Here is a 12415-nt window from a genome sequence, read left to right as displayed (position 1 = left end):
CGGAGCTGCCTCGCAGAGGCAGCGCAGGGAGTTCTTCGGCGTCACCCCAGGACCGAGCATCGCAGGCTGCCCCCTCGTACGCAGTGCGAGGGGGACACGGGCAGCGGGGCCGCCTTCTCTTTGGTGACTTTCTCTTGGCGGCCTGAGAAAGTTACTGCGCCGCCGGGCGCACATCCCGGCTCCCGCCCTCTTTCAAGGCATGCTGCCAGCTACAAACCCCAAGCCGGCAGCAAGAAAAATCAGGGCAAATCCACTCGAACAATCCGATCCGTAGCCGGCGGCACCACAGGCCCCCCGGCAGCGGAGAAGTAAGCCTCCAACGCATCCAGATCCTGCCCCGCCCCCAGCCCATCCACCCCCTGGGTGAACACCGTGAAATTGTCCCCACCCGTAGCCAGGAAGCTGCTCACCACCACCCGGTAAACAGCCTCGGCGCGCAAGGGCTGCCCGTTGAGCGACACACCACTCACCCGCTGCCCCGCAGGCAGCCGCAGGTCATAGCGGTAGGTAAACCCCTTGGACACCGACAGCACCCGCGGGCTCTGCGCGGTGTTGGTGCCACTGGCGAACTGCTGCTCCAGGATCGCCTTCACCTGCGCGCCCGTGAACGACTGCACCATCAGGCTGTTGCCGAACGGCTGGGCCGTGAACATCTGGCCATAGCGCACCGTGCCATCGGCACCGGGCACCAGCACCCCGCGCACGCCGCCGGGGTTCATGAAGGAGATCTGGGCATTGAGGCCGGGCCCCTGGGCGGCGAGCAACTGCGCGTCGGCGATCAGGTTGCCCATGGAGGTTTCGAGCGATGGCGCAGGTTCGCGCGAGACCGGGCCGGTGAGGCGGCCGGCAGGGCGCTGGGCCTGGGGCTCGGCGGCGATGCGGTAGCGCTCCACGATGGCATGCACACCCTCATCGCGCGCGAAGACGGGGAAGCGTTTGTCCACGGCAAGGGTGGTGGGCCCGCTGGTGAAGCCCTCTCCCTGCACGATGACCTGGCGCGCGCTCTTGCGCACCACGCGGCGGGTGGCGGTGTCCACACGCAGGCTGATGTCGGTGACGTGCGTGCCGTACTGGCCCGCGCTGGTCAGCAGCAGCGGGTGCGCGGGGTTCACCGTGCCGTAGTCGCACAGGTAGGAGCGGTGCGTGTGGCCCGAGACCACCACGTCCACTGCAGGGTCGAGCCGCTCCAGGATGGGCACGATGTCGCCGCTCAGGCCCTTGCAACTGGTCTCGCCCAAGGCAGCCTGGGTTTCGCCGCCCTCGTGCACCATCACCACGATCACATCGGCACCCTGGGCGCGCAGGCCCGGGATGAGGGCGTTGACGGTCTCGGCTTCGTCGGCAAAGCGCAGGCCGGCCACGCCGGCGGGCGCCACCATGGCGGGTGTGCCGCGCAGGGTCAGGCCGATGAAAGCCACGCTGACCGTCACGCCGCCTTCGGTAAAACGCTTGATGCCGGTGGGCGGCAGCAGCGGGCGGCCGTCCTCGTGCGAGGTGTTGGCCGCCAGCAGGCCGAAGTTGGTGCCGGGGAAGGCGGGGTTCAACTGGCAGGGCTGGCGCACGGTGTGCTTCTCGCAGCCGCCGTTCTTCAGGCGCAGCAACTCGCGCCAGCCCTTGTCGAACTCGTGGTTGCCCACGGCGTTGAAGTCGATGCCCATGCGGTTGACGGCCTCGATGGTGGGCTCGTCGAGGAACAGGGCCGACACCAGGGGCGATGCGCCCACCATGTCGCCGGCCGCCACCACGGCATGGTGCTTGTGCAGGGTCTTGAGGTGCGCAATGGCGCTGGCCATGTAAGCCGCGCCGCCCGCAGGCACGCGCGCCATGCCGCTGCCATCGGGAGCAGCCACCTGCAGGGCCATGCGCGGCGGCTCCAGGTTGCCGTGCAGGTCGTTGAATGCGATGAGGCCGATGTCGATGTGGGCGGGGGGCGTGGGCGTGGAGGCACAGCCGGCCAGCAAAGCAGCGGCCATGGCGCAGGGCAGCGCCATGCGGCCCCAGGCGCCTCCGAGGGCGGCGCTCACAGGAAGGAGGCCTGGATGGGCGCCACCTCGCGCACCACGTCCGCGCACTGGGCGCGGTTGCGCAGCGCGTGCTCCATCACCACCAGCGCCAGCAGCGCCTCGGCAATCGGCGCGGCGCGGATGCCCACGCAGGGGTCGTGGCGGCCCTTGGTGATCACCTCGGTGGGCTGGCCGTGGATGTCGATGGACTCGCGCGGGCTGATGATGGAGCTGGTCGGCTTGATCGCGATCGAGACTTCCAGGTCCTGCCCGGTGCTGATGCCGCCGAGCACGCCGCCGGCGTGGTTGGTGCGAAAGCCCTGGGGCGTCATCGAGTCGCCGTGCATGGTGCCGCGGTGGGCCACGCTCTCGAAGCCGGCACCGATCTCCACGCCCTTGACGGCGTTCAGGCCCATCATGGCGTGGGCGATATCGGCGTCGAGCTTGTCGTACAGCGGCTCGCCCAGGCCCACGGGCACGCCGCTGGCCGAGATGCGGATGCGCGCGCCGCAGGAGTCGCCGGCCTTGCGCAGCGCGTCCATGTAGTCCTCGTACTGCTGCACGTCGGCCACGGGGGCGAAGAAGGGGTTTGCGCGCACATGGTCCCAGCTCTCGAAGGCAATGGGCAGTTCACCCAGCTGGGTCATGCAGGCGCGGAACTGCGTGCCGTACTGCTGGGCCAGCCACTTCTTGGCCACGGCGCCGGCAGCCACGGTGGGCGCCGTCAGCCGGGCCGACGAGCGGCCACCGCCGCGCGGGTCGCGGATGCCGTACTTGTGCCAGTAGGTGTAGTCGGCATGGCCCGGGCGGAAGCTCTGGGCGATGTTGCTGTAGTCCTTGCTGCGCTGGTCGGTGTTGCGGATCAGCAGGGCAATGGGGGTGCCGGTGGTCCTGCCTTCGTACACGCCCGAGAGGATCTCCACCGCATCGGGTTCGTTGCGCTGGGTCACGTGGCGGCTGGTGCCCGGGCGGCGGCGGTCCAGGTCGGCCTGGATGTCCGCCTCGGCGAGCGGCATGCCCGGCGGGCAGCCGTCGATCACGCAGCCAATGGCCGGGCCGTGGGATTCACCAAAATTGGTGACTGCGAATAGGGTACCGATGGTGTTGCCGCTCATGGGCGGCGATTATCCCAGAGTGGAGCAGCGTACTCTGGCAGCACGGCGGCTCAGTTTGCTGCCGATCTTCGAAACTGGCTTGGCCCAAGCCAGGGCAGCCGTGCAAGGGCCGCTCCGCCGCACTGGCTGCGTCCCCCCTCCCGAATGGCGCAGCCATTCGAGAGAAGGGGGAAGGCGCGAAGCGACTCAGGGGGATGGTCCCTGCCTAGCCGCCCGATTCTTCCTCGGGCCAGTCGCGGATGTAGGCCTTGAGCATCTTGTTCTCGAAGTTCTGGCTGTCCACCACGGCCTTGGCCACGTCGTAAAAACTGATCACGCCCATGAGCATGCGCTTGTCCATCACCGGCATGTAGCGCGCGTGGCGGTCCAGCATCATGCGGCGCACCTCGTCCATCTCGGTCTCCAGGGTGCAGGTCAGCGGGTGGTCGTCCATGGCCGAGCGCACCTGCAGCGAGCCCACGCTGCCACCGTTCTTGACGATGGCCTGGATCACCTCGCGGAAGGTGAGCATGCCCACCAGGTCACCGAGCTCCATCACCACCAGGGAGCCGATGTCGCGCTCGGCCATTATGTCCACGGCGTTGGACAGCGGTTCGTCGGGCGTGACGGTATAGAGGGTATTGCCTTTGACGCGAAGGATATCGCTGACTTTCATGATCGGTCTCCAATGGGGCTCGGTGAGGCGCGGCAGGCCTGTTCACGGCAAATATAGCCCACAATGCGCTAGTCCACTGAAACGGAGAAATCGGCTGTGCGCCGGGGTGGCAGCGGGTGCAGCGCAAGGCGCGGGCTGCGGCCAAGGCTGGCCGCCTTGGCAAAGCCCGCAACGCGGCGATGCGCCCGCCGCCACCCCGGCCCGAAGGGTGAGGGCCTGGCAGGGCCGCACTCGTCGTTGCCGTGCTCGCCGGGTGTACAACCCGGCTGCGCCCGCCGCCTAGATTGCGGCCCTGCCAGACCCTCACGCACAGCCGATTTTTCCGTTTCAGTGGACTAACACCGACAACATGGGAGACATTGGATGCCCGGTTACTCCGACCCCGGCTTTGACACGCTTGCGCTGCACGCCGGCGCCACCCCCGATCCGGCCACCGGCGCACGCGCCGTGCCGATCCACCTGACCACCTCGTTCGTCTTCGAATCGAGCGACCACGCCGCCTCGCTGTTCAACCTGGAGCGGCCCGGCCACGTCTACAGCCGCATCAGCAACCCCACCAATGCGGTGCTGGAGCAGCGCGTGTCTGCCCTGGAAGGCGGCGTGGGCGCCATCGCCACCGCCAGCGGCCAGGCCGCGCTGCACCTGTCCATCTGCACGCTGATGGGCGCGGGCAGCCACATCGTGGCCAGCACGGCGCTGTATGGCGGCTCGCAGAACCTGCTGCACTACACCCTTTCGCGCTTCGGCATTGAAACCACCTTCGTCAAGCCTGGTGACATCGACGGCTGGCGCGCCGCCGTGCGGCCCAATACGAAACTGTTCTTCGGCGAGACCGTGGGCAACCCGGGCCTGGATGTGCTGGACATCCCCACCATCAGCACCATCGCGCACGAGGCGGGTGTGCCACTGCTGGTCGATTCCACCCTGACCTCGCCCTGGCTCATGAAACCGCTGGAACTGGGGGCCGACCTGGTCTACCACTCGGCCACCAAGTTTCTCTCGGGCCACGGCACGGTGGTGGGCGGCATCGTGGTCGATGGCGGCAGCTTCGACTGGGACGGCCCGCGTTCGGCGGGCAAGTTCGCCGAGCTGACACAGCCGTACGAGGGCTTTCACAACATGGTGTTCAGCGAGGAAAGCTCGGTCGGCGCTTTCTTGCTGCGCGCGCGCCGCGAGGGCCTGCGCGACTTTGGCGCCTGCATGAGCCCGCACACGGCCTGGCTGATCCTGCAGGGCATCGAGACGCTGCCGCTGCGCATGGAGCGGCACATGCGCAACACGGCGCGCGTGGTCGAGTTCCTGGCCAGCCACCCCTTTGTCTCGCGCGTGGGCCACCCCATGCTCGACACCCACCCCAGCCACGCTCTGGCGCAGAAGCTGCTGCCGCGCGGCGCGGGCTCGGTGTTCAGCTTCGACCTCCAAGGCAACCGCGAGCAGGGCAAGAAGTTCATCGAGGCGCTCAAGGTCTTCAGCCACCTGGCCAACGTGGGCGACTGCCGCAGCCTGGTGATCCACCCTGCCAGCACCACGCACTTCCGCATGAGCGACGAGGCGCTGGTCAACGCCGGCATCACCCAGGGCACGATCCGCCTGTCCATCGGGCTCGAAGATGCCGACGACCTGATCGACGACCTCAAGCGCGCCCTCAAGGCCGCGGAGAAGGCGGCCTGAGCCCGGCGATGGGAGCGCAGGCGGCACCCGCCATGGATTGGCAGGCCTTCGAGCAGACGCTGCTGGACGATGCGCTGGCACTGGTGCTGCCGGTGTTGCAGGCGCATCCGCTGCGCGGCGATGTCTATGCCGTGGCGCTCGCGGGCATCTACCGCGAGCACGATGGCCCCATCCACCTGCCCACCGTGGCGATGAACAGCGAGGCCGCGCTGGCGCAAGCCGACGAGGACCACGAAGGCGATGGCGCGCTCTACAGCCTGCGCTGGAACCCGGCGGACTGGTGCTGGCCCGAAATGTCCTCGGGCAGCGCCGCCATGGCCGCGGCCGAAGCCGCACTGGCGACCGAGGCCCAAGGCGGCGACGTGGCGCAGTGGGAGGCCACGGACCGCCGCTGCATCGATGCCCTGGTGAATGTGTGCCATCGCCTGCGCGATTCCCTGCAGGCCTCGGCCGTGGCCGACCGGCTCACGCCTGGCTTTGCCGTGCTGCTGCACGAGGACAGCGACGAGGGCATTGCCATGGCCTTGCGCTGCCTGGGCGACGAAGCCTTTGCGCGCCTGCTGCCTGGCCATGCCGCCGACCTGGCCGAGGCAGCGCGCGTGGCGGCGCTGCCCGATGCCGAGCGCCTGCGCTACCACCTGGCTTGCCTGGCGCACCAGCCCGCGCCCGAGCTGGGCCTGACGCGCGAGCAGGCCCAGCGCCATGGCGAGGCGGCGCAGCGCGCGCTGCGTGCCTTCGGCCCTGCGGCCATACCGCCACTGCTGCCCCTGCTGGCGCGCACCGAAACACAGTGCGAGGCCGCGCGCCTGCTGGGCGAGATCGGCGCAGCCACGCCCGAGGTGCTGGCGATCTTGCGCACCCAGGTGCTCAAGCCGGTGCCCCGCAACGGCACCCGCCACCTGGCCCAGGCGGGCCGCAATGTCTGCGCCGGTGCGCTGGCCCACCTGGGCGACAGTGCCTGGCTGCTGCAGCAGGCCCAGGCCGGCACGCTGGGCGACGCGTGTGTGGCGCAGGGCCTGTCATCGCCCTATGGCGCGTTCCGCAACCGGGTGCTGGAACCGCTGCCGCTCGACTACCGCCTGATCGAATCCCTGCCCGAAGTGCGGCCTGCGCTGCTGCCGCTGGTGGAGCAGTGGCTGCGCCCCGGCAAGGGCACCTGCACCCTGCGCCTGCACGAGGTGGACGAGGCCCTGCGCGGCCTGCAATCGCCGCTGACCGCGGTGCGCCAGCATGCGGCCATGGTGCTGGGCGAGCGGGGCCTGGGCGCCGAGGCCGGTGCGCGCATTGTTCCCGCGCTCGCCCATGCCGTGGCGCAGGACAGCGACGAGACCGTGCGCTACCTGGCCGTGCTGGCCCTGGACGACTGGCGTGGCGCGGCCGCCGCGCAGCGCCCCCTGGCCGAAGCCACCGCCAAGAGGGACAGTAGTGGCAAGGTGCGCGACGCAGCGCAACGCTGGATCCAGGTGCTGGACGACCTGGCCGCAGGTGTACCGCCACGCTGACTGAGGGCAGCCCTTGCCCCTGACAAGACAAGAACGAAGCAAAGACAAGCGAACCAAGAGGACCCATTCGTATGCAGATCCAAGTCAACGGCCACACCACCTACTGCTACACCGGCGGCAAGGCCTTCAACCCCGCGCTGCCCACCGTGGTCCTGGTCCACGGCGTGCTCAACGACCACAGCGTGTGGGCGCTGCAAAGCCGCTACCTGGCCAACCACGGCTGGAACGTGCTGGCCGTGGACCTTCCCGGCCACTGCCGCAGCGCGGGCGAGGCACCGGCCAGCGTGGAAGCAGGGGCGGACTTCATTGCCGCGCTGCTCGATGCCACAGGCGTGCCGCGCGCAGCCCTGGTGGGCCACAGCTTCGGCTCGCTGATCGCGCTGGAGGCCGCGGCCCGCCTGGGCGAGCGCGTGAGCCACCTGGTGCTGGTGGGCACGGCCTACCCGATGAAGGTCTCGCCCGCGCTGATCGACGCGGCCCTCAACGAGCCCGAGAAGGCCCTGCGCATGGTCAACGTGTTCTCGCGCAGCACGCTGGCGCCGCCTTCGGGCGCGGGTTTTTGGGTCTACAACGCGGGCATGGCGCTGGGCCGCAAGGTGCTGCGCAGCAACAGCGCCGTGAATGTGTTCCACCGCGGCTTCGTGGCCTGCGACAGCTATGCCAACGGCGAGCAGGCCATCGCGGCGGTGCGGTGCCCGATGCTGTTCGCGCTGGGCGCGCAGGACCAGATGACCGCGCCCAAGGCCGCCCAGGGCCTGGTGGCGGCCGCGCGCGCCGCGGGCAAGGCGGTGCAGACCACCAGCCTGCCCGTGGGCCACAACCAGATGAGCGAGGCGCCCGATGGCACGCTGATGGCGATCCGCGACTTCTTGGCCAAGTAAGACCACGCGGACTCCACCATGACCCTGCGCACCGACCTGCTCGAACTGGCGCGCCAGCACACGCTGGACCGACCTGCGGCCACGCGCCTGCTGGGCCTGGCCGGTCTCCACCGCCCACCTGCGAACCTGCACGCCACGCTGTGGCGCACGGTGGCCGTGATCGCGGCAGCGCTGGGCGGGCTGGGCATCGTCATGTGGATCGCCGCCAACTGGGAGAGCCTGGGCCGCTTCATGCGCTTTGCGCTGCTGCAGGGCTTTGTGCTCGCCATGTGCGCGGGGGCCGCGCTGCGTGCCGGGGCGCGGGCGCCGCTGGCCATGCTGGCGTTGCTGGGTACGGGCGCGCTGTTCGCCTACTTCGGCCAGACCTACCAGACCGGCGCCGATCCGTGGCAGCTGTTTGCGCTGTGGGCGGCGCTCACGCTGCCCCTGGCGCTGGCCGTGCGCAGCGATGTGGTGTGGGTGCCGTGGAACCTGGTCGCCATGGTCGGCATCTCGCTGTGGGCGCAGGCGCACACGGGGCACCGCTGGCGTGTGTCGCCTGCGGACATGACGGTGCACCTGGTCTCCCTGGGCGCCGCTCTGGCCGTGGCGGCGGCCATGCTGCCGCAGGCGCGGCGCTTCACCGGCGCGGGCCTGTGGGCGCTGCGTACGGCGGGCACGCTGGCGCTGGCGATGGTCACTCTCACCGCGCTCGGCGGCCTGTTCCATTCGCCGGTGGCGGGGCACTACGGCCTGGGGCTGGTGCTGCTGGCGGCGGCCGCGGCGCTGGTGGGCATGCGCACGCATTTCGACATCTTTTTGCTCAGCGGTGCGGCGCTGGGGCTCAACATCCTGCTGGTCACGGGGCTGGCGCGGGCCATGTTCTCCAACTCCCGCTTCGACGATTTCGTGGGCTCGCTGCTGCTTATCGGCCTGGTGGCCGCCGGCATGCTGGCCGCCACGGTCAGCGCGGTGACGCGCCTGGCGCGCCGCGCTGCGGCAGCGCAAGGGGAGTCGGCATGAGCGGCGAGCACTCTCTCGATCCCGCAGGCACGGCTGCGGTGAAACCCTCCGCCCTCGATGCCATCGTGCAAAACGCCGTCGCCCAGGGCGTGCTGCCCGCGCACGCCACGGCGGCCGATGCCCGCAAGGCGACCGGCCCCGCGCGCCCCTGGCCCGTGGTGCTGCTCACCGCCCTGGGGGCATGGCTGGCAGCGCTGCCGCTGCTGGCCCTGTTCGCCCTGCTGTTCGGCGAGTGGATCGTGGACGGCGCGGGCGCCTACTTCATCGGCGCCGCTGTGCTGGCCGGCTCCACGGCGGCCCTGCGCAAGGCGGACCTGCCGATCTTCCTGGAGCAACTGGCCTTTCCAGCGCTGCTCACAGGCGCCCTCCTGCTCGGCTTTGCGCTCGGGCGCGACATGGGTGCCCAGCCGGCCGCTGCAGTGATGCTGGTGGTGGCGTTGGCCGTGGCGGTGCTGGTGCCCTTGCCCTGGTTGCGCACCTTGCTGGGTGCGGGCGCTGCCGTGCTGTTCGCGGTCGCCATCTGGCCTGGCAGCCATGGCCGCTGGGCCCTGTCGCCCCTGCTTCCGTGGGGCATGGTGCATGGCGTGCTCGCCGTGTGGGTGGGCCTGCTGCTGTGGCAGCGCCAGGCCCTGGGGCGCGGGGACATGGGCAACCGGGTTGCCGTGCTGCTCGAACCGCTCACCTGCGGCTGGCTGCTGGCCTTGATCTGGGGCCTCTGCGGCCTGTCGGGCCAGACCTTTCTGGTGGGAGGCGCCTTGGGTGCCGGCATCGGCGGCGAGCTGCTGCGCGAAGCCGGTCAGGAGGTCGGGCTGCGCACCCATGCGCTGCAGCGCACGGTGCAGGCCGCCAGTGTGCTGCTGGCCCTGGGCGCCGCCGCCCTCGCGCAGCGCGCCTGGCCGGCCCTGCGCCAGCCCCGCGCCGCCGTGGTCGCCCTGGTGCTGGCCTTGCTGTGCTGGTTCTCTCCGCTGTTGGGCTGTGCGCTGCTGACTTTGGTGGTCACCGGCACCACGCGCCGTTGGGGCCAGGCTGCGGCGGCTGCGCTGGCCAGCGCCTGGATCATGGGCGGCTTTTACTACCAGCTGGCCTGGCCCCTGGGCACCAAGGCCATGGTGCTCGTGGGCTGTGGCGCCTTGCTGGGTGTGCTTGCCTGGAGTGCCTTGTGCACGCCACGGTCGGGCGTGCCCGCCACGGTTGCCGCTCGCCACTGGGGCCATCGCCTGGGCCCCTGGCTGCTGGGCCTGAGCGCGCTGGCCACGGTGGCCGTGGCCAATATCGCCATTGCCGACAAGGAGCACACCATTGCCAATGGCCAGAAGGTCTACGTGCCGCTGGCCCCGATGGACCCGCGTTCGCTGATGCAGGGCGACTACATGCGGCTGGACTTCACCCTGCCGCCGCCGAATGAAAACATCGACTTGCGCAATGCCGGCGTGGAAGGCCTGCTGGGCAGCCGGCCCTATGCTGTTGGCCGGCTCGATGCGCGCGGCGTGGTGGCCTGGGAGCGCATGGAAAAATACGATACGCCGCTGTCTCCTGGCGAGTTTCGCATCCAGCTCACGCCCAAGGACGGCGACTGGACTCTGGTGACCGATGCCTGGTATTTCGCCGAAGGCGATGCCAGCCTGTGGGAAAAGGCCCGGTTTGGTGAATTCCGCGTGCAGCCGGACGGCAAGGCCCTGCTGGTGGGCATGGCGGACGACCAGCTCGTGCCCATAGGCCGTTGATCGTTCACTCCGCCGGCCGAAGGCCGCGCCGCCACGCGGGCCAGCGCAGCAGCATGAAGGCGCGCAGCAGCCACTCCACCGGCCCGTAGGCATGCCGCGCCATCCAGCGGCGGCTCAGCGCGAGCTGGGCCGCATACAGCGCCACGCAGCCCAGCAGCACCGCGAGCGGAGGCACCCGCCCCACCAGCGCCAGGCCGTAGGCCGTGAACACGAGCGCCCCCACCAGAGACTGCATCAGGTAGTTGGACAGCGCCATGCGGCCCGCGGGTTCCAGCCAGGCGGCCAGCGCCCGGCCGTGGCGGCTGTGCTGCAGCACCCAGAGCAGCGCGGCGACATAGCCCAGTGTGAGGAACGGGGCCGTGGCCAGGTCCACCGCCAGCACCGCGGCAGAGACATGGTCGCTCTGGCGCACCAGGCTGGTCTGCACCGTGGCATAGAGCAAGGCTCCGGCGGCCCCGATGGGCAGGCAGCACCGCATCCACCTGCGCAGGCGCGCTGGCTCCCCTGCGGCGCGGGCCAGATAGCCCGAGCGATGGGCCGCCAGCCCCAGCAGGAACATGGCCAGTGCGCACGGCCCCTGCACGAAAACGATCACGAACCAGACGCCATCGGCCATGTCGCGTCCGCGCTGGGCAATGGCTTCCAGGGGCCCAGCGCGGTAGGCGGCTGCGGCCTGCTGGGCCTTGGCGTGGACCTCGGCCAGCGGCCAGTCCATGGGCGGCGCGAGCGACATCAACCAGGCCAGCAGCCCCCAGCCCAGGGAGACCAGCGCCAGCAGTGCCACGGCCAACGCCGCCGCAGTGTCCGGCCGCAGCCGGCGCATCGGCAGCAGCAACAGGCCCAGCAGCGCATAGGTCACCAGGATGTCGCCCGCGAACAGCAACCAGGCATGCGCCAGCCCCAGCAGCAGCAATCCCGCCAGGCGCCGCAGCATGCGCGGCACAAAGGCGCTGCCCGCGCGCTGGGCCGAGTCCATCTGCAGTGCAAAGCTGTAGCCGAACAGCAGCGAGAACAGGAGGTAGAACTTGGTTTCGAAGACCAGGGCCACGAACCAGCGCACGGCATGGTCTACGGGGCGCGAGAACGCGGGGTCGACCACGCCGAGGCCGAAGTAGGTGGACGCGAAGCTGCCGGCATTGACGAGCAGGATGCCCAGCAGCGCAAAGCCGCGCAGTGCGTCGATGGCGTGTTCGCGGGGCGGTTCGGTGGGAGTCATGGTGAAGAAGGGGCCGCCGCGTTGGGCGGGTGGGGCGCGATGTCCATGGCGCACTGTCAAGTGCGGCACTCCCGCCTGGACGTGCTTGGGCGTATAAAGCGAAGATAAGAACGTGTTCACGATTTTTACGCGGTCCCGTAAAGATCGTGAACACGTTCTAAGTATTACCCACGGAGACAAGACCATGGACATCAGCGCCCCTGTTGCGGACAAGGCCACGGCAGCCACCGATCCGCGTGCCTTCAAGAGCTTTGCGGAGTTCTATCCGTTCTACCTGACCGAGCACAGCAACCGCACCTGCCGGCGGCTGCATTTCGTGGGGTCCAGCCTGTCACTGGTCTGCCTGGCTTTGGCGGTGGCCCTGCGGCAGCCTTGGTTTTTGTTGCTGGGGTTGCTGTGCGGGTATGGGTTTGCGTGGGTGGGGCATTTCGGGTTTGAGAAGAACAAGCCGGCGAGCTTCAAGCGGCCTCTTTACAGCTTCATGGGGGACTGGGCGATGTACCGGGATATCTGGTTGGGTAGAGTGCCGTTCTGATTGCTGGCTTGTTTTTGCAGCATGCCTTGGCGAGGGGCGGGAGCCGGGATGTGCGCCCGGCGGCGCAGTAACTTTCTCTTGGGCCGCCAAGAGAAAGTCACCAAAGAGAAG

General features: G+C 69.5%; 10 protein-coding genes. 6 read left to right on the top strand and 4 right to left on the bottom strand.

Annotated features, from left to right (window positions below; all coding sequences use genetic code 11):
- Window positions 1-239: 239 nt before the first annotated feature.
- The 3 genes from AC07X5_RS32515 to AC07X5_RS32505 all read right to left on the bottom strand — a co-directional run bounded on the left by AC07X5_RS32515 (window position 240) and on the right by AC07X5_RS32505 (window position 3773).
- Window positions 240-1991, bottom strand: a complete 1752-nt coding sequence (locus AC07X5_RS32515; protein ID WP_494773536.1) for a bifunctional metallophosphatase/5'-nucleotidase — start codon at window positions 1989-1991, stop codon at window positions 240-242.
- Window positions 1992-2020: 29 nt separating this feature from the next.
- Complete coding sequence (aroC, locus tag AC07X5_RS32510; RefSeq protein ID WP_494773535.1) at window positions 2021-3118, bottom strand: chorismate synthase; 1098 nt, start codon at window positions 3116-3118, stop codon at window positions 2021-2023.
- Between the two features lie 205 nt (window positions 3119-3323).
- A complete protein-coding gene (locus AC07X5_RS32505; RefSeq protein ID WP_494773534.1) occupies window positions 3324-3773 on the bottom strand; it encodes a CBS domain-containing protein in 450 nt (149 codons plus the stop codon).
- A 363-nt stretch (window positions 3774-4136) separates the two neighbouring features.
- Between AC07X5_RS32505 and AC07X5_RS32500 the strand changes: the two genes are divergently transcribed.
- From AC07X5_RS32500 to AC07X5_RS32480, 5 genes are all read left to right on the top strand, one after another.
- Window positions 4137-5444 carry an O-acetylhomoserine aminocarboxypropyltransferase gene (locus tag AC07X5_RS32500; protein ID WP_494773533.1) on the top strand — a complete coding sequence of 436 codons (1308 nt, stop codon included), beginning with the start codon at window positions 4137-4139 and terminating at the stop codon, window positions 5442-5444.
- A 32-nt stretch (window positions 5445-5476) separates the two neighbouring features.
- Window positions 5477-6946, top strand: a complete 1470-nt coding sequence (locus AC07X5_RS32495; protein ID WP_494773532.1) for a HEAT repeat domain-containing protein — start codon at window positions 5477-5479, stop codon at window positions 6944-6946.
- A 71-nt stretch (window positions 6947-7017) separates the two neighbouring features.
- The gene (locus tag AC07X5_RS32490) at window positions 7018-7827 is read left to right on the top strand and encodes an alpha/beta fold hydrolase (protein ID WP_494773531.1); all 810 of its coding nucleotides are present in this window, start codon (window positions 7018-7020) and stop codon (window positions 7825-7827) included.
- Between the two features lie 18 nt (window positions 7828-7845).
- The gene (locus tag AC07X5_RS32485) at window positions 7846-8829 is read left to right on the top strand and encodes a DUF2157 domain-containing protein (RefSeq protein ID WP_409963634.1); all 984 of its coding nucleotides are present in this window, start codon (window positions 7846-7848) and stop codon (window positions 8827-8829) included.
- Window positions 8826-10553 carry a GDYXXLXY domain-containing protein gene (locus tag AC07X5_RS32480; RefSeq protein ID WP_494773530.1) on the top strand — a complete coding sequence of 576 codons (1728 nt, stop codon included), beginning with the start codon at window positions 8826-8828 and terminating at the stop codon, window positions 10551-10553. The genes AC07X5_RS32485 and AC07X5_RS32480 overlap by 4 nt, the downstream gene beginning before the upstream one ends.
- Window positions 10554-10557: 4 nt before the next feature.
- Here AC07X5_RS32480 and AC07X5_RS32475 read toward each other — a convergent pair whose 3' ends face one another.
- Window positions 10558-11769, bottom strand: a complete 1212-nt coding sequence (locus AC07X5_RS32475; protein ID WP_494773529.1) for a DUF418 domain-containing protein — start codon at window positions 11767-11769, stop codon at window positions 10558-10560.
- A gap of 184 nt (window positions 11770-11953) precedes the next feature.
- On the opposite strand from AC07X5_RS32475, the gene AC07X5_RS32470 reads away from it, so the two are divergent.
- The gene (locus AC07X5_RS32470) at window positions 11954-12304 is read left to right on the top strand and encodes an Mpo1-like protein (RefSeq protein ID WP_494773528.1); all 351 of its coding nucleotides are present in this window, start codon (window positions 11954-11956) and stop codon (window positions 12302-12304) included.
- Window positions 12305-12415: the final 111 nt, after the last annotated feature.

It is taken from the genome of Acidovorax sp. GW458-11-26-14-TSB4, from assembly GCF_059423865.1.
This window is presented reverse-complemented; position numbering and strand designations above follow the sequence as displayed.

Coding starts and splice junctions, on each gene's coding strand:
- AC07X5_RS32515 (WP_494773536.1), bottom strand. CDS start 1,991: ATGGCGCTGCCCTGCGCCATGGCCGCTGCTTTGCTGGCCGGCTGTGCC.
- AC07X5_RS32470 (WP_494773528.1), top strand. CDS start 11,954: ATGGACATCAGCGCCCCTGTTGCGGACAAGGCCACGGCAGCCACCGAT.
- AC07X5_RS32480 (WP_494773530.1), top strand. CDS start 8,826: ATGAGCGGCGAGCACTCTCTCGATCCCGCAGGCACGGCTGCGGTGAAA.
- AC07X5_RS32495 (WP_494773532.1), top strand. CDS start 5,477: ATGGATTGGCAGGCCTTCGAGCAGACGCTGCTGGACGATGCGCTGGCA.
- aroC (WP_494773535.1), bottom strand. CDS start 3,118: ATGAGCGGCAACACCATCGGTACCCTATTCGCAGTCACCAATTTTGGT.
- AC07X5_RS32505 (WP_494773534.1), bottom strand. CDS start 3,773: ATGAAAGTCAGCGATATCCTTCGCGTCAAAGGCAATACCCTCTATACC.
- AC07X5_RS32500 (WP_494773533.1), top strand. CDS start 4,137: ATGCCCGGTTACTCCGACCCCGGCTTTGACACGCTTGCGCTGCACGCC.
- AC07X5_RS32490 (WP_494773531.1), top strand. CDS start 7,018: ATGCAGATCCAAGTCAACGGCCACACCACCTACTGCTACACCGGCGGC.
- AC07X5_RS32475 (WP_494773529.1), bottom strand. CDS start 11,769: ATGACTCCCACCGAACCGCCCCGCGAACACGCCATCGACGCACTGCGC.
- AC07X5_RS32485 (WP_409963634.1), top strand. CDS start 7,846: ATGACCCTGCGCACCGACCTGCTCGAACTGGCGCGCCAGCACACGCTG.